16 protein-coding genes and 3 tRNA genes are annotated in these 20,855 nt (G+C 31.8%); 18 read left to right on the forward strand and 1 reads right to left on the reverse strand.

The genetic code is table 11. The features are described 5' to 3' along the window. The first annotated feature begins 297 nt into the window (after nt 1-297). From pta to DPIF8902391_RS03725, 3 genes are read left to right on the forward strand one after another with little or no spacing between them, the layout of a single operon-like run. Nucleotides 298-2,394: a phosphate acetyltransferase gene (gene pta / locus DPIF8902391_RS03715; protein ID WP_172505079.1), complete on the forward strand. Its 2,097-nt coding sequence runs from the start codon at nt 298-300 to the stop codon at nt 2,392-2,394. 22 nt (nt 2,395-2,416) lie between these two features. After that, nucleotides 2,417-3,619, forward strand: a complete 1,203-nt coding sequence (locus DPIF8902391_RS03720) for an acetate/propionate family kinase (protein WP_172505080.1) — start codon at nt 2,417-2,419, stop codon at nt 3,617-3,619. After that, nucleotides 3,620-4,408, forward strand: coding sequence for a tRNA pseudouridine synthase A (locus DPIF8902391_RS03725; RefSeq protein ID WP_058884345.1), 789 nt, complete (start codon nt 3,620-3,622; stop codon nt 4,406-4,408). Nucleotides 4,409-4,579: 171 nt separating this feature from the next. Here DPIF8902391_RS03725 and DPIF8902391_RS03730 read toward each other — a convergent pair whose 3' ends face one another. Continuing rightward, nucleotides 4,580-5,722: an acyl-CoA dehydrogenase gene (locus tag DPIF8902391_RS03730; RefSeq protein ID WP_058884346.1), complete on the reverse strand. Its 1,143-nt coding sequence runs from the start codon at nt 5,720-5,722 to the stop codon at nt 4,580-4,582. 100 nt (nt 5,723-5,822) lie between these two features. Between DPIF8902391_RS03730 and DPIF8902391_RS03735 the strand changes: the two genes are divergently transcribed. The 15 genes from DPIF8902391_RS03735 to DPIF8902391_RS03805 all read left to right on the forward strand — a co-directional run bounded on the left by DPIF8902391_RS03735 (nt 5,823) and on the right by DPIF8902391_RS03805 (nt 20,761). Beyond that, the gene (locus DPIF8902391_RS03735) at nt 5,823-6,938 is read left to right on the forward strand and encodes an anhydro-N-acetylmuramic acid kinase (protein ID WP_172505081.1); all 1,116 of its coding nucleotides are present in this window, start codon (nt 5,823-5,825) and stop codon (nt 6,936-6,938) included. Between the two features lie 190 nt (nt 6,939-7,128). Further along, nucleotides 7,129-8,361 (forward strand): Glu/Leu/Phe/Val dehydrogenase dimerization domain-containing protein, encoded by a 1,233-nt coding sequence (locus DPIF8902391_RS03740; RefSeq protein ID WP_058884348.1) that lies wholly within the window; start codon nt 7,129-7,131, stop codon nt 8,359-8,361. A gap of 20 nt (nt 8,362-8,381) precedes the next feature. After that, complete coding sequence (nhaB, locus tag DPIF8902391_RS03745; protein WP_058884349.1) at nt 8,382-9,854, forward strand: sodium/proton antiporter NhaB; 1,473 nt, start codon at nt 8,382-8,384, stop codon at nt 9,852-9,854. A gap of 83 nt (nt 9,855-9,937) precedes the next feature. Then, nucleotides 9,938-10,624: a MotA/TolQ/ExbB proton channel family protein gene (locus tag DPIF8902391_RS03750; protein WP_058884350.1), complete on the forward strand. Its 687-nt coding sequence runs from the start codon at nt 9,938-9,940 to the stop codon at nt 10,622-10,624. Between the two features lies 1 nt (nt 10,625). Continuing rightward, a complete protein-coding gene (locus DPIF8902391_RS03755) occupies nt 10,626-11,018 on the forward strand; it encodes an ExbD/TolR family protein (protein ID WP_058884351.1) in 393 nt (130 codons plus the stop codon). A 68-nt stretch (nt 11,019-11,086) separates the two neighbouring features. After that, entirely contained in the window at nt 11,087-12,031 is a 945-nt protein-coding gene (locus tag DPIF8902391_RS03760) for an energy transducer TonB family protein (protein WP_058884352.1), read from the forward strand. A 65-nt stretch (nt 12,032-12,096) separates the two neighbouring features. Beyond that, nucleotides 12,097-13,305, forward strand: a complete 1,209-nt coding sequence (locus DPIF8902391_RS03765; RefSeq protein WP_172505082.1) for a bifunctional folylpolyglutamate synthase/dihydrofolate synthase — start codon at nt 12,097-12,099, stop codon at nt 13,303-13,305. A 68-nt stretch (nt 13,306-13,373) separates the two neighbouring features. Next, nucleotides 13,374-13,451: transfer RNA gene (locus DPIF8902391_RS03770), tRNA-Val, on the forward strand. 26 nt (nt 13,452-13,477) lie between these two features. Beyond that, nucleotides 13,478-13,552: transfer RNA gene (locus DPIF8902391_RS03775), tRNA-Val, on the forward strand. Nucleotides 13,553-13,588: 36 nt separating this feature from the next. After that, a tRNA-Val gene (locus tag DPIF8902391_RS03780) sits at nt 13,589-13,663 on the forward strand. A gap of 138 nt (nt 13,664-13,801) precedes the next feature. Beyond that, nucleotides 13,802-15,127 (forward strand): UDP-glucose dehydrogenase family protein, encoded by a 1,326-nt coding sequence (locus DPIF8902391_RS03785; RefSeq protein WP_172505083.1) that lies wholly within the window; start codon nt 13,802-13,804, stop codon nt 15,125-15,127. A gap of 92 nt (nt 15,128-15,219) precedes the next feature. Beyond that, nucleotides 15,220-17,670 (forward strand): SLBB domain-containing protein, encoded by a 2,451-nt coding sequence (locus tag DPIF8902391_RS03790; RefSeq protein WP_058884355.1) that lies wholly within the window; start codon nt 15,220-15,222, stop codon nt 17,668-17,670. A 257-nt stretch (nt 17,671-17,927) separates the two neighbouring features. Further along, a complete protein-coding gene (locus tag DPIF8902391_RS03795; protein WP_058884356.1) occupies nt 17,928-18,893 on the forward strand; it encodes a Gfo/Idh/MocA family protein in 966 nt (321 codons plus the stop codon). Then, complete coding sequence (locus tag DPIF8902391_RS03800; RefSeq protein WP_058884357.1) at nt 18,886-19,458, forward strand: acyltransferase; 573 nt, start codon at nt 18,886-18,888, stop codon at nt 19,456-19,458. Before DPIF8902391_RS03795 ends, DPIF8902391_RS03800 begins: the two co-directional genes overlap by 8 nt. 208 nt (nt 19,459-19,666) lie before the next feature. Next, nucleotides 19,667-20,761 (forward strand): Wzz/FepE/Etk N-terminal domain-containing protein, encoded by a 1,095-nt coding sequence (locus tag DPIF8902391_RS03805; RefSeq protein ID WP_058884358.1) that lies wholly within the window; start codon nt 19,667-19,669, stop codon nt 20,759-20,761. The last annotated feature ends 94 nt before the right edge of the window (nt 20,762-20,855 follow it).

Consider the following 20,855-nt stretch of genomic DNA (forward strand, 5'->3'; position numbering starts at 1 on the left):
ACGGATACAACCTGTATTTAAATGATTTAAGTACCTATCAAAACGGAACACATGAAATATTGCTTCGTTTTAATGTTGATGAAATTTTATAGTAAAATGAACAATGTTAACAAACAACCTCTTAAAATATTTTAAGAGGTTTTTTTATGAGTTGAATAGTTTTATTAAAAAAAATAGCTATTTTAAGCCTTGTAATTTCCATGATTTTTTGTGTATTATAAAGTTGTAATTTATACTAACAATTATCATAAAAAAGTAATTTTAATTATTCTAGTTTTGCAAAAAAATAAAATAAAAATGAATAAAGCTGTTTATATTGCTGCAAGTGAAGCTAATTCAGGTAAATCAATGCTGAGCTTAGGGTTGATGCAATTATTGCTCAGAAAAAAACCTAAGGTTGGTTATTTTAGACCGATTATTGATAATCCGATAGCAGGTAAAAAAGACAATCATATAAATACCATTGTTAATTACTTTAATATTAAGTGTGCTTATGATGATTGTTATGCTTTTACACGATCGGAATTAATCAATAAATTAAATGATGATAAGGAAGATGAGGTGATTAGCACAATTATTGAAAAATATAAAATTTTAGAACAAGAAAATGATTTTGTAATTGTAGAAGGAACTGATTTTTCAGATCACGGAGCTGTTATTGAAATGGATTTGAATGTTTTAATTGCAAAGAACTTAGGGATTCCTGTAATTATAGTTTCTGGCGGATTAAATAAAACGTTAGATGATTTTATTCAGGGTTTACGCTTAACTTATGATTCTTTTGTGAATAAAGAAGTTAAAGTAATTTCGGTTGTTGCCAATAAAATTGAAGCTTCAAATATTGATGCCATTATTAAAGAGGTTGGTAAAAACTTACCCAAAGATGTTTCTATAAACGCCATTCCAATTCATAAAAAGTTAAATAACCCGACCATTAAAGAGCTTTCAAATAGCATTGAAGCAAAAATTTTGTTTGGTAAAGAATTTTTAAACAATATATCGGGCGATATAAAAGTAGGAGCCATGCAATTGGCTAATTTTTTACAGCACTTAACCGAAGGTAGTGTTGTGGTTACACCTGCCGATAGGTCGGATATTTTGCTAGCTACCTTACAGGCAAATATTTCTACGAATTACCCGTCAATTTCTGGAATTGTTTTAACAGGAGGAATTGCATTAAATCCATCAATAATTAAATTAATTGAAGGTTTAGAGAAAACCGTGCCTATTTTATGGGTAAAAGAAGGAACTTTTGCGGTTACTACAAAGTTAGGAAGCGTAAGAGCGCATATTTATGCCGAAAATGTTGATAAAATAAAAATGTCTATCAATATTTTTGAAAAACACGTAGATGTTGCTGCTTTAAACGAAAAATTAACAACCTATAAAGGAACTGATATTCTTACACCAAGAATGTTTCAATATAATTTATTGAAAAAAACAAAACAGGTTAAAAAACACATTGTATTACCTGAAGGAAATGATGACAGAATATTAATAGCGGCATCACAACTTCAAAAAACAAATGTTGTTAAATTAACTATTTTAGGAAAAAAAGTACTTATTCAGGCAGCTGTAAAACGTTTAAATATTTCTTTTGATTTTGATGAAATAGATATTATAAATCCTATTGAATCATCTTATTTTAATGATTTTTCAAATACTTTATTCGAATTAAGAAAACACAAAGGATTAAGCCCTGCTATGGCAGAAGATTTAATGGCTGATGTTTCTTATTTTGGAACCATGATGGTTCACAAAGGTTTGGCTGATGGAATGGTTTCAGGGGCTGCACATACTACGCAACACACCATAAAACCCGCATTACAATTTATTAAAACAAAACCTGGATATTCGGTAGTTTCATCAATATTTTTTATGTGTTTAGAAGATAGAGTTTCTATTTTTGGCGATTGTGCAATTAACCCGAATCCAACGGCGGTACAATTGGCAGAAATTGCAATTTCATCGGCAGATTCGAGTATTGCCTTCGGAATTGACCCAAAAATAGCGATGTTATCGTATTCGTCAGGCGCTTCAGGAAAAGGAGAAGATGTCGATACCGTTCGAGAAGCAACAGAAATTATCAAACAAAAAAGACCCGATTTAAAAGTAGAAGGTCCTATTCAATATGATGCGGCTGTAGATCCATCTATCGGAAAAAAGAAAATGCCAAATTCAAAAGTAGCAGGGCAGGCAAACGTGTTAATTTTCCCTGATTTAAATACAGGAAATAATACTTATAAAGCCGTGCAAAGAGAAACAGGAGCATTGGCAATCGGACCAATGTTACAAGGTTTAAACAAACCTGTAAACGATTTAAGTAGAGGGTGTACTGTTGATGATATTTTTAATACCATAATTTTAACCGCAATTCAAGCACAAGATCAATAAGCTTTCTAATACAAAATAAAACATGAAAATACTAGTTATAAATTCAGGTAGTTCATCAATAAAATACCAATTAATTCAAATGCCACAACAGCAGGTTATTTGTACAGGTTTAGTTGAAAGAATTGGTTTGAAAAACAGCGTTGTTCATTATAAATCAGAAGAAAATAAAAGTAAAGAAATTTCTGATATTAAAAATCATAAAGAAGGTTTACAAAAAGTAGTCAATTTATTATTAGATGAAAAAATAGGCGTACTTACTAATACAAATCAAATCAATGTAGTAGCGCACAGAGTTGTTCATGGTGGTGATTCTTTTAAAGAAACGGCTGTAGTAACTGCTCAGGTTAAAAAGAAAATTGAAGAGTTATTTTCATTAGCACCGCTTCATAACCCTGCAAATTTAGAAGGAATACAGGTTGCCGAAACTATTTTTACCAATGCTATTCAAGTGGCAGCTTTTGATACGGCATTTCATCAAACAATTCCTGAAAAAGCGCATAAATTTTCTATTCCAAATAAATTTTTAACAGAAAATAAAATTCGATTATACGGTTTTCACGGAACAAGTCATAAATATGTTTCTGAGAAAGCCATCGAATATTTACATAAAAACAACTGTTTACAGCAAGAAAAATCTAAAATTATAAGCATTCATTTAGGAAACGGCTGTAGTATTACGGCTATTGAAAACGGAATTAGTATTGACCATAGTTTAGGTTTTAGCCCTGTTACAGGTTTAATTATGGGGTCCCGTTCGGGTGATATTGACCATTCTTTAATTTTCTATTTAATAGAAAATTTAGGCTATGATGCCAAATATGTATCAGATATGTTGCAAAAGCAAAGCGGAATGTTAGGTTTAACAGGTTTTAGTGATTTGCGTGATATTGAAGATGCGGCTGAAAAAGGCGATAAAAATTGTCAATTAGCCTTAGATATGAATGCTTATAGAATTAAAAAATATATAGGTTCTTATATTGCGGTCATGAATGGCGTTGATGCGATTGTTTTTACCGCAGGAATTGGCGAAAATTCAATACTTATCAGAAAATTAACCTGTACAGGTTTAGAATATTTTGGTATTGAGTTAGATGAAAATAAAAATGATGTAAAAGCCAGAGAATTAACAGAAATTCATAAAGAAACATCCAAGGTAAAAGTATTGGTAATCCCAACCAATGAAGAATTAGAAATAGCAACACAAGCATACGATTTATTACAATAAATGAATTATAAAAACACGTATTTAGTTACCATTCAGTATTTAGGATTTCGTTTTCATGGATGGCAAAAACAGCCAAATTTAAAAACAGGTCATTTATTTTTAGATAAAACGTTAAAATTTATTTTTAAAGGAATCCGCTTAAAAAGTTTGGGTGTCGGTAGAACCGATGCCAGAGTATCGGCTACTCATTTTGCGTTTCAGTTATTTATTGATCAAACCGTAGATTTCGAGCAATTTATGATTGATTTTAATGCCAATGCTCCAGGCGATATGCGGGCATTAAAAATTGAAGATATCGATAAAAAATTCAATATAATTCAGCATCCGAAGATAAAAGAATATCGTTATTATTTTTCTTATGGTGAAAAAAATCATCCGTATGCCGCACCTTTTTTAACCCGTTTTAGAGATGATTTAAATATTGATATTATGAAAGAAGGTGCAAAATTATTTGAAGGTTTTCATAATTTTAAAAGATATTGTACAAAACCATCGGAAGAAACAAAGGTGGAAAGAAGTATTGAATATTGTCGCATTGAAAAAAACACCGAATTAACAGCTTCTTTTTTCCCGAAAGAGAGTTTTGTCTTAATTGTTAGGGGCGAAGGTTTTTTAAGAAATCAAATCCGTTTAATAATGGGCGGATTACACAGTTTAGGAAAAGGGGAATACGGTTTAGATTTTATAAAAGATAGTTTAAATCCTGAATCAGATATTGAATTTATTAAAAATATCGCGCCTGCTTCAGGATTGCATTTACATAAATTAGAATTTAAAGATTTGGATTAACGAGATAGTTGCTCTTTGCGTTAGCGATTGAAGTTTTGTTTGAGCTCTTTTATGAAGAATGAATAAAAAGCGAGTACGTAAAGCGCGACCCTTGTGGTAACGCCCAAAAAAAAGTCCATTATAAAAATAATGGACTTTTAATTTATTTAGGTATGTTGATCAAACTATTTCTTACCCTCTAATAAGCCCTCTCGAAATTACTATTTTTTGAATTTCTGAAGTTCCTTCGTAAATTTGAGTGATTTTTGCATCACGCATTAAACGCTCTACATGATAGTCTTTTACAAAACCATTTCCTCCATGAATTTGCACAGCTTCAACCGATTGTTCCATCGCTACTTTTGAGGCGTATAATTTTGCCATTGCGCCCGACATATCATAATTATTTCCTTGGTCTTTGTCCCAGGCAGCTTTCATTACTAACATTCTTGCGGCTTCAATTTCAGTGTACATATCGGCAAGTTTAAAAGCAATTGCTTGATGATTGCAAATTTCTGTACCAAAAGTTTTACGTTCTTTTGAATATTTTAACGCCAATTCATACGCTCCGGAAGCAATTCCTAAGGCCTGTGCAGCAATTCCGATTCTTCCTCCAGCTAAAGTTTTCATGGCAAATTTAAAGCCAAAACCATCTTCGCCAATTCTATTTTCTTTGGGCACTTTTACGTTGTTAAATTGCAAGGTATGCGTGTCAGAACCACGGATTCCTAATTTATCTTCTTTAGGACCAACATGAAAACCTTCGGCACCTTTTTCAACGATAAAAGCGTTGATTCCTTTGTGTTTTTTACTTCGGTCAGTTTGTGCGATTACCAAATAAACATCGGCACGCCCACCGTTTGTAATCCAGTTTTTTGTACCATTAATTAGGTAGTGATCGTCTTTTTCTTGGGCAGTTGTTGCTTGCGATGTTGCGTCAGAACCTGCCTCAGGTTCACTCAAACAAAACGCGCCAATTTGTTCGCCACTGGCTAATTTTGTTAAGTATTTTTGCTTTTGATCTTCCGTTCCAAAAGCTTCTAAACCATAACAAACTAAGGAATTGTTTACAGAAACCATTACCGATGCCGATGCGTCAATTTTAGATAATTCTTCCATAATTAATACATACGAAATTGCGTCCATGCCGCTTCCGCCGTATTTTGGATCGACCATAATTCCCATAAAACCAAGTTTTCCCATTTTTTTTACTAAAGAATCAGGAAATTCTTGCTTGTTGTCTCTTTCAATTACGCCTGGTAATAATTCGGTTTGAGCAAAGTCACGAGCTGCATCACGAATCATTATATGTTCTTCTGTTAAACTAAAATCCATAATTTATGATTGTTTAATAATTGTTAAATCCGTAAAAAATTCATCCAAAGATACTTTTTTAATAGCGTATTTTTAACCGTGTTTTATTATTTTTACAGATATGAATGATGATTTTTATTTTATAATAGGTTTAATGTCTGGTACATCCTTAGACGGGATTGACTTGGTTTTTGTAAAGTTTGATAAAAAAAACTATAAGGATTTTAAAATTTTAGCGGCAGAAACAATAGCATATTCGAATGCTTGGAAGGGTAAACTACAAGAGGCTATTTCTTTTTCTAAAGATGATTTAATTCGTTTAGATATTGAATATGCGGTTTTATTATCAGAAGAAATAAATCAATTTATCGAAAAAAACAAGATAGATAATATTGATTTTATCGCCTCGCACGGGCATACAATTTTACATCAACCAGCAAAAGGAATTACGCTTCAAATTGGTCATGGAAAAATTATATCAGAAAAAACCAATCAAAAAGTGATTTGTGATTTTAGAACTCAAGATGTTGCGCTTGGCGGTCAAGGAGCACCGCTTGTTCCTATTGGTGATGAGTTATTATTTTCCAATTATAATTTTTGTGTGAATTTAGGCGGTTTTGCCAATGTTTCGTATCAGAAAAAAAATCAAAATAATGTAAAAGATAGTTTAAAAGATAATTCAGATGAAAATAATCAAGAAAATACCCGAATTGCTTTTGATATTTGCCCTGTAAATATTGTTTTGAATCATTATGTGCAAAAATTAGGATTTGAGTATGACGATAAAGGACAAATTGCTAAATCGGCAATAATAAACCAAGAATTATTAACGAAGTTAAACGCGTTAGATTTTTATAAAAAATCAGCACCAAAATCGTTAGGATTAGAATGGGTTCGTTTGATTATTTTTCCGCTGATTGATACTTTAGAAAAAGATATCCCAACTATTTTACGCACTTTTATTGAACATGCTGCAATTCAAATAGGTAAAATAATTCATAAAAATGACATTGTTTTAATAACAGGAGGTGGCGTTTTTAACGATTTCTTAATGAACAGAATTGAATTTTATGCCGAACAAAAAATTGAAATACCATCAAAAGCACTTATTAATTACAAAGAAGCGTTAATTTTTGCTTTTTTAGGGCTGTTACGTATTGAAAATCAGGTGAATTGTTTAAAAAGTGTTACGGGTGCAAAAAAAGACCATTCTTCGGGTGTTATTTTTAATAAATAGCTATTTATTTTTAAAATAAAAAATTGTTACCTATCATTTTTTTATAGTAAATTTGTGACAGTATGTTTTCAACTAAGTATCATAATAATTCAAAAAATAATTTAAATGAATCAACTTTAGCTTCGCTCAATAGCGTATTTCAAAAACAAGATAGTAGCAATTTTAAGGTAAACATTTATTAAAATAGAATATGAAAGAATTATTAAAAATATACGAAAATAAAGAGCCAGAAATCGTTTTTCACTGGAAAGATCAAGAAACAGAAGCAGAAGGATGGACGGTAATCAACTCTTTAAGAGGTGGTGCAGCAGGTGGAGGAACCAGAATGCGTAAAGGTTTAAATAAAAATGAAGTATTGTCGTTAGCAAAAACAATGGAAGTGAAATTTACTGTTTCAGGACCTGCTATTGGTGGTGCAAAATCAGGAATTAATTTTGACCCTAACGACCCTCGAAAAAGAGGTGTTTTAGAGCGTTGGTATAAAGCGGTAACACCTTTATTAAAACATTATTACGGAACTGGTGGTGATTTAAACGTTGATGCCGATAAAGATGTAATTCCTTTAACAGAAAGTTGTGGTGTTTGGCATCCGCAGGAAGGAATTTTTAACGGACATTTTAAACCAACTGAAGCCGATAAAATTAATAGAATTGGACAATTGCGCCAAGGAGTAATTAAGGTTATAGAAGACAAGCAATTTTCACCTGATTTATCAAAAAAATATACCGTAGCAGACATGCTAACAGGTTATGGTGTTGCCCAGGCAGTAAAACATTACTACAACCTTTACGGAGGTTCAATTTCAGGAAAAAGAGCTATTGTTCAAGGTTTTGGAAATGTAGGATCGGCAGCAGCTTATTACTTAACACAGTTAGGTGCTAAAGTGGTTGGAATTATTGATAGAGAAGGCGGTGTTATTAATGAAGCTGGTTTTTCTATGGAAGAAATGACAGCCTTATTTTTAGCAAAAGACGGTAATCAGTTAGTGTCTGAAAAAATGATTCCTTTTGATGAAATTAATGAGAAAATTTGGAATGTGCCAGCGGAAATATTTGTTCCAGCAGCAGCCTCACGATTAGTTTCTCAAGACCAGGTACAAAAAATGATTGACACAGGTTTAGAAGTGATATCGCCAGGAGCAAATGTTCCTTTTGCTGATAAAGAAATTTTCTTCGGATCTATTATGGAATATACCGATAATCATGTAAGTTTATTGCCTGATTTTATTTCTAACTGTGGTATTGCTAGAGTATTTGCTTACTTAATGGAAGCAAAAATAGCTTTACCAATGGAGGATAGCGCTATTTTTGAAGATACCTCAAACACGATAAAAAAAGCATTACAACGAACTTTTTCTAAAAGTGCTTCAAAAACAAAAATTTGTTCAACAGCTTTCGAAATAGCTCTAAAAGAGTTGGTTTAAAGGCACAATAAATAAAAATGATGTTTAAATATTTTTTAGGGAGTAGCCCTAAGTGGTTTAAAATAACCATGCTTAGTTTTTTAGTTTTTAACGTGTTTTCTTTCTTTGTATTAGGAAAAACAATAACCGCTTGGCTTTTTATAGCAGAGTTTATTTTTACCCTAGCAATGGCACTAAAGTGTTATCCGCTTTTAACAGGAGGTTTGCTAGCTATTCAGGCAGTTGCATTGGGTTTAACCACCGCTAAAAATGCTTATCATGAAGTAGCTCAAAATTTGGAAGTAGTATTACTTTTAGTATTTATGGTTGCGGGTATTTATTTTATGAAACCTTTATTGATGTTTATTTTTAGTAAAGTTTTTACAAAAATAAAATCGAAAGTATTATTGTCATTATTATTTGTGTTTTTATCAGCAGTTTTATCGGCGTTTTTAGATGCTTTAACTGTAACGGCAGTATTAATTAGTGTTGCCGTTGGTTTTTACGGAGTGTATCACAAAATACATTCGAGCTCTTCAGATTACGATCATGATGGAGTTTTAGATAGAGAAGAATTAAGTGGTGAAACCTTAGAGCAATTTCGTAGTTTTTTACGTAGTTTAATTATGCACGGTGTTGTTGGTACAGCTCTTGGAGGAGTTTGTACCTTAGTTGGTGAGCCTCAAAATTTACTAATTGGTGAACGATTAGGTTGGGATTTTATTCAGTTTTTCTTAAAAATGGCACCTATTACGTTACCTGTTTTAGCAGCAGGAATGGCAACAACTGTTGTGTTAGAATTAACAGGATGGTTTGGTTTTGGAGCTAAAATGCCAGAAGTAGCTGCAAGAATTATAGATAAATATACCGAGCAAGAAGATGCTAAAAGAACAGCTAAAGAAAAATATGCTTTAATTGTTCAAGGAGTATCTGCAATATTATTAATTGCAGGATTGGCTTTACATATTGCTCCTGTTGGGTTTATCGGTTTGGCATTGATTATTGTACAAACAGCTTTTATTGGTATTACTGATGAGCATCAATTAGGACCTGCTTTTGAAGAAGCATTGCCTTTTACAGGATTATTAGTAGTCTTTTTTGTAGTAGTAGCAATGATTCATGACCAGCATTTATTTAGCCCAATAATTCACTGGGCATTAAGTCAAGACCCAGCATCTCAACCAGGGTTATTTTATGTAGCTAATGGATTTTTATCAGCAATTAGCGATAATGTATTCGTAGCAACGGTATATATTGGTGAGGTAGAACAAGCTTTTAAAAATGGCGATATAACAAGAGAACATTTTGAGAAATTAGCCATCGCAATTAATACAGGAACTAATTTACCAAGTGTTGCAACACCAAATGGGCAAGCAGCATTTTTATTCTTATTAACATCATCATTAGCGCCGTTAATTAATTTATCGTACGGTAAAATGGTTAAAATGGCATTTCCTTATACCATAGTTTTAGGGGGATTAGGTTATATAATGGTAAAACTATTATTGTCTTAAATAAATAAAAAAAATAGTGTATTTTTAAATCCTGAATTTATATTCAGGATTTTTTTAGTATTATATAAAACAAAATGACGTTCATGTTCGCATACATTCAAAAAGAAACGGGTTTAGTTGATGAAATATCAGCTGAAAAAACATTATCTATTATTCAGTTAATTAAAGACGGAGGGCTAGGAGGTCAAATTATTATCGCTATCCTATTTGTGTTATTAGCCGTAGCATTATACATTTATTTTGAGCGATTTTTTGCCATTAAATCAGCTTCAAAAATAGATAAAAATTTTATGGATGAAATTAGAAATTTTGTAACAAGTGGAGATTTAGACAGTGCAAAGCAATTGTGTAAAAACACCAATTCACCTAACGCAAGATTAATTAGTAAAGGAATTTCAAGAATCGGAAAACCCTTAGAAGATATTAATAAAGCGATTGAAAACGCTGGGAAATTAGAAGTTTATAAACTTGAAAGAAATGTTTCTGTTATCGCAACTATTGCAGGAGCAGCTCCTATGATTGGGTTTTTAGGAACCGTAATTGGAATGATTATTGCTATTCATGAAATTGCAAATTCAGGTGGGCAAATTGATATTAAATTATTATCTGACGGATTATATACCGCTATGACAACAACGGTTGCAGGTTTAATTGTAGGAATTATAAGTTATATAACCTACAATCATTTGGTGGTTCGTACCGATAAAGTGGTGTATCAAATGGAAGCCGTATCGGTTGATTTTTTAGATTTATTAAACGAACCTGCATAAAATGAATTTAAAGGGAAGAAATAAAGTAGATCCAAGTTTTAATATGTCGTCAATGACGGATATTGTTTTTTTATTGTTGATATTTTTTATGCTAACATCAACCTTAGTTACGGTAAATGCCATTGATGTTTTATTGCCAAAAGCAGGCGGAAAAACAGAAAATAATAGTGCAATAGCAGTGAGTATTACCGAAGATTCTGCTTTTTATATTGATAAAACAAAAGTAAGTGCTGTTAATTTAGAAAAAACAATATTAAGTAAAGTTGGCACAGATAAAAAGAAAACAGTGGTAATTCGAGGCGATCAAAACGTAGCATATAAAAATGTGATGAAAGTGATTGATATTGCCAATCGAAATAAATTAAAGATGATTTTAGCGGTAAAAGCAAAGTAATAATGACCTGTATTTCTAACTTGTTTTTTGCAAAAAGGAGTGTAAAAATAGTATCGATAAATTAAGTAATGAAAATATTAGAAACAGCACATCAACGTAAGGCGGCGGTAATTACTGCGGTTATTTTGATGCTTTTACTCTTCGGAGTTTTTAATTTCGGAATAAAATATTTAGATCCGCCGATTGAGTACGGGGTGGCAATTAATTTAGGTTCTTCGGATGTTGGAAGCGGTGAACCTGTGGAAGAAATGGAATTAGCAGCTGCATCACAAGCTGTTTCAGAAGAAAATGAATCGCAAGATTTTGACCAAAACACTGAAGATCAGCCTGAAGAAGAGGTTGAAGAGGAAATTACGGAGCAAACACCGCCATTAAATGAATCTTCTCAAGAAATTCAGGAAGATATTATTACAGATGATACCGCAAAAGATGCTCCTAGTATTGCTAAATCAACCAAGGAAAAAGAGGTTGTAAAAGATACATCCGAAGATACATCCGAAGATAAATCCGAAGAAAAAATTAAAGCAAAGGTTAAAGAGAAACCAAAGAAAACGCCAAAAAAGAAGCCAAAACCTTCAAAACAAACCACAGATGCTTTAAATAGTTTACTAAACGGAACAGCAAACACAGGCGCAAAAACAGGCGAAGGTGACGATACTGAATCTGGTATAAAAGGAAACAAAAATGGCGATTCGAAGGCTAGTAAATACTACGGGAATTCAAAAAGTGGAACTGGCGGTAATTATAATTTAGCAGGGCGAAAAGCCTTATCAAAACCTATAAAAAAACCAGATTGCCAGGAAGAAGGTACAATTGTAGTGAGTATTGAGGTGAATAAAAATGGAATAGTAACCAAAGCACAAACAGGCGGTTTAAAAGGTAGTACAAGTTCGGCTCCTTGTTTAGAAAAAGCAGCAAAACAAGCCGCTTTAAAAACAATTTGGAATGCCGCTAATGATGCACCCCAAAAACAAAGAGGTACAATTATCTACAAGTTCTCTTTATCAGAATAATTATTTTTTTATTTAAATAAATAGAACCTCCGATATTCATCGAGAGGTTCTAAAACAATATATAGATGACATATCAACAAACTTTAGATTGGATGTTTGCCCAATTACCAATGTATCAAAAAGAAGGTAAAACGGCATTTAAAAAAGATTTAACCAATAGTATTGCTTTAAGTAATGAATTAGGAAATCCTGAAAAAAAATTTAAAACCATTCATGTTGGCGGAACTAACGGAAAAGGTTCTACAAGTCATCTAATTGCTAGTGTTTTACAAGAGGCTGGCTATAAAGTGGGTTTATATACCTCGCCACATCTTAAAAATTTTACAGAACGTATTCGAATTAATGGGCAGGAAATTGAGCAAGAAAGTATTATTGATTTTATTTCTCAAAATAAACAATTTTTAGAAGCTCAAAAATTATCGTTTTTTGAGATGACCGTAGGTATGGCTTTTGATTATTTTGCCAAACAAAAAGTAGATATTGCTATAATTGAAGTAGGATTGGGTGGTCGATTAGATTCAACAAATATTATTACTCCAGAAGTTGCTGTAATTACCAATATCGGCTTAGATCATACGCAGTTTTTAGGCGAAACATTGCCCGAAATAGCATATGAAAAAGCAGGAATTATAAAAAATAATATTTCTGTTGTTGTTGGCGAGCGTCAAAAAGAAGTTGAAAAAGTTTTTATAGATAAAGCAAATGAGTGTAATGCAAAAATAGTATTTGCTTCTGATCAAGATTATAGTTATAAAACCGATTTGTTAGGAGATTATCAATCGAAGAATGTAAAAACGGCAGTTAAGGCGATTCGTCAATTAAAAGATTTTGTTGTTTCTGAACAAAATATCAAAAATGGCTTGTTAAAAGTAGTCGAAAACACTAATTTAAAAGGTCGTTGGCAAATTTTACAGCAACATCCTAAAGTAATTTGCGATACTGCACATAATAAAGAAGGCTTAATTTATACTTTAGCACAACTTAAAAATGAACAATATAAAAATTTACACATTGTTTTAGGAGTCGTTTCTGATAAAGACCTAGCAGCTATTTTACCGATGTTTCCTCAAAATGCGAGGTATTATTTTTGTAAACCAAATATTATACGAGGATTATCAGAAAAAAAATTAAAAGATACAGCTGAGGTGTTTAATTTAACGGGGGATTTGTTTGGTTCTGTAAATGAGGCTTTTGAGGCGGCAAAAACACAGGCAAACTCCGAGGATTGTATTTATATTGGTGGAAGTACCTTTGTTGTTGCAGAAATTTTATAAAAATAATTGAAAAAAAGTTTTGTCAATCTAAATAAGAGTTATATATTTGCACCCGCAATTAGCGTATAGGGCGCGTAGCTCAGTTGGTTCAGAGCACTTGGTTTACACCCAAGGGGTCAGGGGTTCGAATCCCTTCGCGCCCACCAAAATACCTAAGGTTAATTGCATAGTAGGGCGCGTAGCTCAGTTGGTTCAGAGCACTTGGTTTACACCCAAGGGGTCAGGGGTTCGAATCCCTTCGCGCCCACATAGATTACCGAATAAAAGTCCTAAAAAGTATTTTGGGCGCGTAGCTCAGTTGGTTCAGAGCACTTGGTTTACACCCAAGGGGTCAGGGGTTCGAATCCCTTCGCGCCCACTAAAAGTCTCATCATTTTTGATGAGACTTTTTTTGTTTTATAATAGTTTTGGGCTGTTTTTAATAAGCTTAAAAAAATATTTTTTTTAAATAGATAAAAGTATATTTGCAATAAAAAAGTCAAAAGATAACTAGTAGATGAATATAGCGGTTATAGGTTCAGGTTATGTAGGTTTAGTGTCGGGTGCGTGTTTTTCAGAAATGGGAAATAAGGTTACTTGTGTTGATATTGATCAAAATAAAATAGATAAACTACACCAAGGAATTATTCCTATTTATGAACCAGGATTAGAAAAAATGGTTCTTAAAAATGTTGCTCAAAAAAACTTGTTTTTCACTACAAATTTAGAAGAGGTTATCAATGATGTTGCTATTGTTTTTATTGCTGTAGGAACTCCTATGGGTGACGATGGTTCTGCAGATTTACAATATGTTTTATCCGTAGCAAAAGAGATTGGAGCTAAAATGACTAAAAGGCTTGTGGTTGTAGATAAATCAACTGTGCCAATCGGAACAGCCGATAAAGTAAGAGCAACCATACAAAAAGAATTAGACGCAAGAGCTTTAGATATTACTTTCGATGTCGTTTCAAATCCTGAGTTTTTAAAAGAAGGAGATGCTATTAGTGATTTTATGAAGCCCGATAGAGTTGTTATTGGTGCAGAAACAGTATATGCTTTTGATCGCATGAAAGAGTTGTACAGTCCGTTTTTTAGAACACATGAGCGTTTTATAACCATGGACATTCGTTCGGCAGAAATGACAAAATATGCAGCAAACGCTATGTTAGCTACTAAAATTTCATTTATGAACGAAATTGCAAACATCTGTGAAAAAGTAGGTGCGGATGTAAATAATGTACGTGTAGGAATTGGTTCTGATAGTCGAATTGGCTACAGTTTTATTTATCCTGGTGCAGGTTACGGTGGTTCTTGTTTCCCAAAAGATGTAAAAGCTTTAAAGAAAATAGCGGAAGAAAATGGCTATGATGCACAATTAATTACCTCGGTAGAGGAAGTAAATAATCGTCAGAAATTTGTTATTGCAGAGAAAATAATTAAAAGATTTGGTGAAAATTTATCAGGGTTAACTTTTGCTCTTTGGGGATTAGCATTTAAACCAGGAACAGACGATATGCGAGAATCGCCCGCTATTTATGTGGTAAAAGAATTGGTAAAAAGAGGTGCTAAAATAAAAGCCTATGATCCGAAGGCAATGCAAGAGGCACAGCATTTTTATTTAAAAGATGTTGAAGGAGTTTCTTACTTCGAATCAAAATATGATGTTTTAAAAAAGGCAACTGCTTTAATAATGTTAACAGAATGGAAAGAGTTTCGTTCGCCAGATTTTACAGAAATAAAACAGCAGTTGAGTTTTCCTGTTATTTTTGATGGTAGAAATCAATATAACGCATTTAACTTAGAGGAAAAAGGTTTTGAATACTATCAAATAGGAAAAAAATAATTATTTTGCGGGCGCTGCTTTTTTTATTATAAAAGAGATAAGTTATTATCATTGCTTTGCAGAGATAATTTGTTAATTATAAAACAGAAACATTGAAAAAGAAAAGAACATTGAAAAAAGAATTGATGAAAGTTGTTTGTATGCTTTTTATCTCATTTGCTAGTATAGCAACATACGGTCAGGCTACACAATCACAATTAAATAATATTGAGGTTGATAATTTATCAGATAAACAAGTAGCGAGCTATCGCGATAAAAGTAAAAAACAAGGATATACCTTAGAACAGGCCTTAGTAATGGCTAAAACCAAAGGGATGTCTGAGTTACAAGCTCAAAAATTAAAAACTAGAATCCTTAATTTAGGAAATAATGACATTGTTGATTCAAAAGTTGACGATAAACCTGAAGATAAAGTTTTAACCAAAGGCTCTGATGATGTATATTTTGGTTTAACAGGTGAGCAAGGCGAAGCGCAACCAAAAGAAAAACTTTTTGGCTATGATTTTTTTAATAATCCAAATATTTCGTTTACGCCAAATTTAAATGTAGCAACTCCTGAGAATTATATTATTGGAGCAGGAGATGTTATTTCTGTTGATTTATGGGGAGCAGCTGAAGCTAATTACGAGAAAAAAGTAAACAAGCAAGGTGCTATTAATATTCAAGGTGTTGGTTATATTCATTTAGTAGGATTACCTATTAAAGCGGCAAAATCAAAAATAAAAAATTATTTAAAGAGAATTTATGCCGGAATAACAGCCTCTTCAAATAGTTATAATAAAGTGAATATTGCTGTTTCGATAAAAGAAGTACGAAATGTTCAGGTAAACATTGTAGGAGAGGTAAAAGTGCCTGGGTCGTATTCTTTAAGTGCTTTTTCAACAGTTTTAAACTCGTTATATGCTGCTGGCGGACCAACAAAAAATGGAACGCTTAGAAATATTAGACTTTTTAGAGCGGGAGAAAAAATTGCTGATTTCGATTTTTATGAGTTTTTAGTAAACGGACTAGAAAAAGGAAATATAACCGTACAAGATCAGGATGTTATCATTGTAAAACCCTACGAGAAATTAGTGACCATCGAAGGTGCTGTTAAAAGACCTGGTTTATATGAAATGAAAGCTTCTGAAACACTTTCAGATTTATTAAACTATTGTAGTGGTTTTGTTTCAAATGCGTATAAACAAAATATCGTTGTTGAAAGAGTTAACGGTATTCAAAAAGAAATGGTAGAAATACCTCAAGAAAAATTAGCTATAGAAAAGTTAAAAGATGGTGATTTTATAAAAATTAATAAAATTGCTGATGAATTTTCAAACAAAATAACCATAATAGGGGCTGTTTTTCAACCAGGGAATTATCAATATACCGAAAACTTATCAGTAACCGATTTATTAAATAAAGCAGAAGGATTTACCAAAGAAGCTTTTTTAGATAGAGGAATCATTACAAGAACTTATGATGAAATAACTAAAGAGACTATTTCTTTTTCGTTAAAAGAAAATAATGATACGTTATTTTTAAAGCAAAATGATAGTATTTATATCTTTAGTAAAGAAGAATTAAAAGAAAAAGAATTTATCACTATTAATGGAGCCGTAAATAAAGAAAGGAAATTTGATTTTATGCAAGGAATGCAAATTGAAGATTTAATAGTGCTTGCAGGTGGTTTGAAAGATGGAGCCGATGCTAAAACAATCGACGTATCAAGAAGATTAAAAGATGGAAGTTTTGAGACTATTAGTAAAAATTTTAACCTTAGTGCAAATACAAGCTTAGAAGGAACAGCTAGCAATCATTTTATCTTGAAGCCTTTTGATATTATTTCGGTTCGCTATTTAAAAGGATATACCAAGCAAAAAACTGTTTTTATTAAAGGAGAAACTAATTTTGAAGGAGAATATGCGATCGGTTTAAAAAACGAAAAAATATCAGATTTAATTAAAAAAGCAGGTGGGTTAACAAAATTCGCCTATGTTGAAGGAGCTTTTTTAACTAGAAGAAATAATACCATAGAAGATAAAAAGCAATCAGAAATACTTACTGAGTTTGTTAAAAAAGACATGTTAGGTACAGGTAAGCAGCGAGTTAATGTGAGGAAATCGTTTAAAATAGGGATTAACTTAAAGAAGATATTAGCGAAGGGTGGTGTGTCGTCAAAATATAATTTAATTTTAGAAGAAGGAGATGAGCTTTTTATTCCTTCAGAAAGACAAACAGTAAAAGTAGAAGGTGAGGTATTATCGCCGTCGTTAGTTCGATATGAAAAAAGAAAAAGCTTTAAGCAGTATATCGAAAATTCTGGTGGTTTTTCTGCAAATGCAAAGAAAAGTAGGGCATATGTAATTCATGCCAATGGTGATATTAAAACAACAAAACGCTTTTTGTTTTTTAAATCATATCCGAAAGTAAAGCCAGGTTCGGTTATTTTAGTGCCTAATAAACCTGAAAATGTTAGAGAAATTTCAACACAAGAGGTTATTGCTATAACAACAGGTTTAGCGACCTTAGGGGTTTTAGTAAAAACATTAACAGATAAATAGTAATTGCATATATAAATTAGCAATAAAAAAGTAACATGCTTTTAAGGTGTGTTACTTTTTTATTTAATAACTAAGAGGTGTTTAAAGTTTGTGTTTATAAATGTTTTGATCAAATTTAACTAAAGAAAAACATCCTTATTTTTATACAACTCTTTTTGCTTTTTAATAAAAAGAGCTGATTACTAAATAATATCAAAAGAAATTCCTGTAATAATGGATAAAAGGAATTGTAAAAAATCTAAGTTGGCAATCATAAAATGAAAAATTTTGCACTAATAGGAGCTTCAGGGTATATTGCTCCAAGACACATGAAGGCGATAAAGGAAACAGGAAATAACCTAATCGTAGCCTTAGACCCTTATGATGGCATCGGAATTATGGATCGTAATTTTCCGCAAGCAGATTTTTTTACAGAATTTGAAAAATTTGATAGTTTTATAGATACCTGGCATAGAAATAATCAAAGCAAACGAATTGATTATATGTCTATTTGTTCGCCTAATTATTTACATGATGCTCATATTCGATTTGCCTTAAAAAATGGTGCTGATGCAATTTCAGAAAAACCGTTAGTTTTAAATACTGAAAATATTGATCAATTAAAAGTTATTGAACAAGAAACAGGGCAAAAGGTATATAATATATTGCAGTTAAGATTGCATCCTTCAATCATAGCTTTAAAAGAAAAAGTTACTAAAGAGTTAAGAGTAAACCCATCGAAAGTATATGATATTGATTTAACTTATTTAACCTCTAGAGGGAAATGGTATTTTGCTTCTTGGAAAGGAAATCAAGAGAAATCAGGTGGTATTACCTTTAATATTGGGGTTCATTTTTACGATATGTTGTGTTGGATTTTTGGCGATGTTCAAGAGACTATTGTACATTTAAAACAAGCCGATGCTAATGCGGGAAGTTTTAAATTAAAAAATGCAAATGTACGCTGGTTTTTGTCTGTTAATTATGATTATATTCCAAAAGATATTAAGGCGAGTGGTTTAACAACTTTTAGGTCTATAATTGTTGATGGACAAGAAATAGAATTTAGTAATGGTTTTACAGATTTACACACCCGTAGCTATGAAGAGATTTTAAAAGGAAATGGCTTTGGTTTAGATCAGGCTTATGCTTCTATAAGAACTGTTACGACTATTATAAATTCGCAAGCTATTGGCTTAAAAGGAGCGTATCACCCATTTTGTAAAAACGTTATTAATGGATAATTTTTTTGTGCACAGCTCTTCATTTATAGACCAGGATGTGCAAATTGGTGCACATACTAAAATATGGCATTTCAGTCATATTTTATCGAATACAAAAATTGGTTCAAATTGTTCTTTTGGACAAAATTGTGTTGTTGGTCCTAATGTGAAAATAGGAAACGGTGTAAAAGTACAGAATAATATTTCTATTTATCAGGGTGTTGAGGTAGAAGACGAGGTGTTTTTAGGTCCGTCGATGGTTTTTACCAATGTAATAAATCCAAGAAGTTTTATCATCAGAAAGCAAGAGTTTAAAAAAACGCTACTTAAAAAAGGCTGTTCGGTAGGGGCAAATGCAACCGTTATTTGCGGTGTTACTATAGGTGAATACGCCTTAATTGGCGCTGGTGCTGTTGTAAATAAAGATGTTAAACCGTATGCGTTAATAGTTGGCGTACCGGGGAAACAAATAGGCTGGGTAAGTAAGGCTGGAAACACCTTAAAATTTAATGAAAGTGGTAACGCTGTTGATTTATATGACAATAGTGTATATCGTATTGTAAATAATCAAGTAGTTCGGCAATAATTCACCTGCTTTTATCAGTTGATTATTACATTTTATTTTACTATTTTTATAAATTATTTTTCTTGTATTTTTCATGAATTATTATTTATATTTGTATGAATTACTGACGGTGTTTATATGTTTTTTTAGTATTAAAAAGAATATAAATTCGTTTGTCAATGAAGAGAAAATTTAAAATATATTAACACCTTTTTGCAGTAAAAAAATAATGGAAAATAATAACAGGTACAATAACACTGAAGATGAAATTGATTTAGTAGCATTATTTAGAACACTTAAAAAAGGTAAAAAAACAATCATTCGTTTTACAGTTGTTTTTGCATTAATAGGCTTATTTATTGCCGTTTTTACAGCCAAAGAATATACCGCGTCAACAACTTTAGTGCCTCAAACCTCAAGTAGTAAACCTGGTGGTGCTTTAGGAGGCTTAGCTGCTATGGCTGGGATTAACTTAGGGTCAGGAGGAAGTACCGAAAGTATTAGCCCACATTTATATCCTAAAATCACGCAAAGCATTCTTTTTAAAAAAGAATTATTAAACGTTCCTTTAAAATTTTCTTACCTTGAAAAAGAAGTTACTTATCAAGAATATTATTTAAAATATCAAAAAACAAATGTACTTTCTTTTATCAAACAATATACTATAGGGCTTCCTGCTAAGTTTATAGGCTTGTTTAAAAGTAAAAAAGAGGTAATTGTTAAAGATGAGGTTATGAAAGATGCTATTTATAGAGTATCCTTACAAGAAATAGCTCTTTTTAAGAGCTTAGGAAATCAATTATCTTTAGATATTAATCCTAAAGAAGGATATGTAAAAATAGCATTTTCGATGCCAGAGGCTTTGCCAGCAGCTCAAATGACTAAAAAAGTGAAGGAGTTGTTACAAAAATCAATCACTGATTTTAAAGTGCAAAAAACAAAAGAAGAGTATATTTTTATAGAAGAACGCTATAAAGAATTAAAAAAAGACTTTGAAAATAAACAGGCAACTTTAGCTAGTTTCAGGGATAGAAATCAAGGTTTAATTACTTCTCGTTCAAAATCTCGCATAGAAAGTTTACAGTCAGAATATAATTTAGCTGCTACTATTTACTACGAATTAGCAAAGCAATTAGAAACTCAAAAAATCAAATTAAAAGAAAACACCCCTGTGTTTACAGTTTTAGAGCCTGTGAGCGTACCTGTTATAAAATCAAAACCTCGAAGAGGTATGATTTTCATAATTTGGTTGTTTTTAGGGATTATAGCGGGAATGGGGTTTGTTTTTGGAAAAGATTGGCTGAAAAAGTTAAAAGATAAATAGTACGTATCATTAAAAAACTACAAAATACTTTTAAGTTTTATAATTATAAAACTTAAAAGTATTTTAAATTAGCCATTTAAGAATTAAATTAAAC

Source organism: Tenacibaculum finnmarkense genomovar ulcerans (genome assembly GCF_900239495.1).
Classification (GTDB): domain Bacteria; phylum Bacteroidota; class Bacteroidia; order Flavobacteriales; family Flavobacteriaceae; genus Polaribacter; species Polaribacter ulcerans.

Excerpts from the sequence above, each read along its gene's own strand:
- DPIF8902391_RS03785 (WP_172505083.1), top strand. The coding sequence starts at position 13,802 with ATGAATATAGCGGTTATAGGTTCAGGTTATGTAGGTTTAGTGTCGGGT.
- DPIF8902391_RS03725 (WP_058884345.1), top strand. The coding sequence starts at position 3,620 with ATGAATTATAAAAACACGTATTTAGTTACCATTCAGTATTTAGGATTT.
- DPIF8902391_RS03750 (WP_058884350.1), top strand. The coding sequence starts at position 9,938 with ATGTTCGCATACATTCAAAAAGAAACGGGTTTAGTTGATGAAATATCA.
- DPIF8902391_RS03805 (WP_058884358.1), top strand. The coding sequence starts at position 19,667 with ATGGAAAATAATAACAGGTACAATAACACTGAAGATGAAATTGATTTA.
- DPIF8902391_RS03800 (WP_058884357.1), top strand. The coding sequence starts at position 18,886 with ATGGATAATTTTTTTGTGCACAGCTCTTCATTTATAGACCAGGATGTG.
- pta (WP_172505079.1), top strand. The coding sequence starts at position 298 with ATGAATAAAGCTGTTTATATTGCTGCAAGTGAAGCTAATTCAGGTAAA.
- DPIF8902391_RS03760 (WP_058884352.1), top strand. The coding sequence starts at position 11,087 with ATGAAAATATTAGAAACAGCACATCAACGTAAGGCGGCGGTAATTACT.
- DPIF8902391_RS03755 (WP_058884351.1), top strand. The coding sequence starts at position 10,626 with ATGAATTTAAAGGGAAGAAATAAAGTAGATCCAAGTTTTAATATGTCG.
- DPIF8902391_RS03765 (WP_172505082.1), top strand. The coding sequence starts at position 12,097 with ATGACATATCAACAAACTTTAGATTGGATGTTTGCCCAATTACCAATG.
- DPIF8902391_RS03735 (WP_172505081.1), top strand. The coding sequence starts at position 5,823 with ATGAATGATGATTTTTATTTTATAATAGGTTTAATGTCTGGTACATCC.
- DPIF8902391_RS03730 (WP_058884346.1), bottom strand. The coding sequence starts at position 5,722 with ATGGATTTTAGTTTAACAGAAGAACATATAATGATTCGTGATGCAGCT.
- nhaB (WP_058884349.1), top strand. The coding sequence starts at position 8,382 with ATGTTTAAATATTTTTTAGGGAGTAGCCCTAAGTGGTTTAAAATAACC.
- DPIF8902391_RS03720 (WP_172505080.1), top strand. The coding sequence starts at position 2,417 with ATGAAAATACTAGTTATAAATTCAGGTAGTTCATCAATAAAATACCAA.
- DPIF8902391_RS03740 (WP_058884348.1), top strand. The coding sequence starts at position 7,129 with ATGAAAGAATTATTAAAAATATACGAAAATAAAGAGCCAGAAATCGTT.
- DPIF8902391_RS03795 (WP_058884356.1), top strand. The coding sequence starts at position 17,928 with ATGAAAAATTTTGCACTAATAGGAGCTTCAGGGTATATTGCTCCAAGA.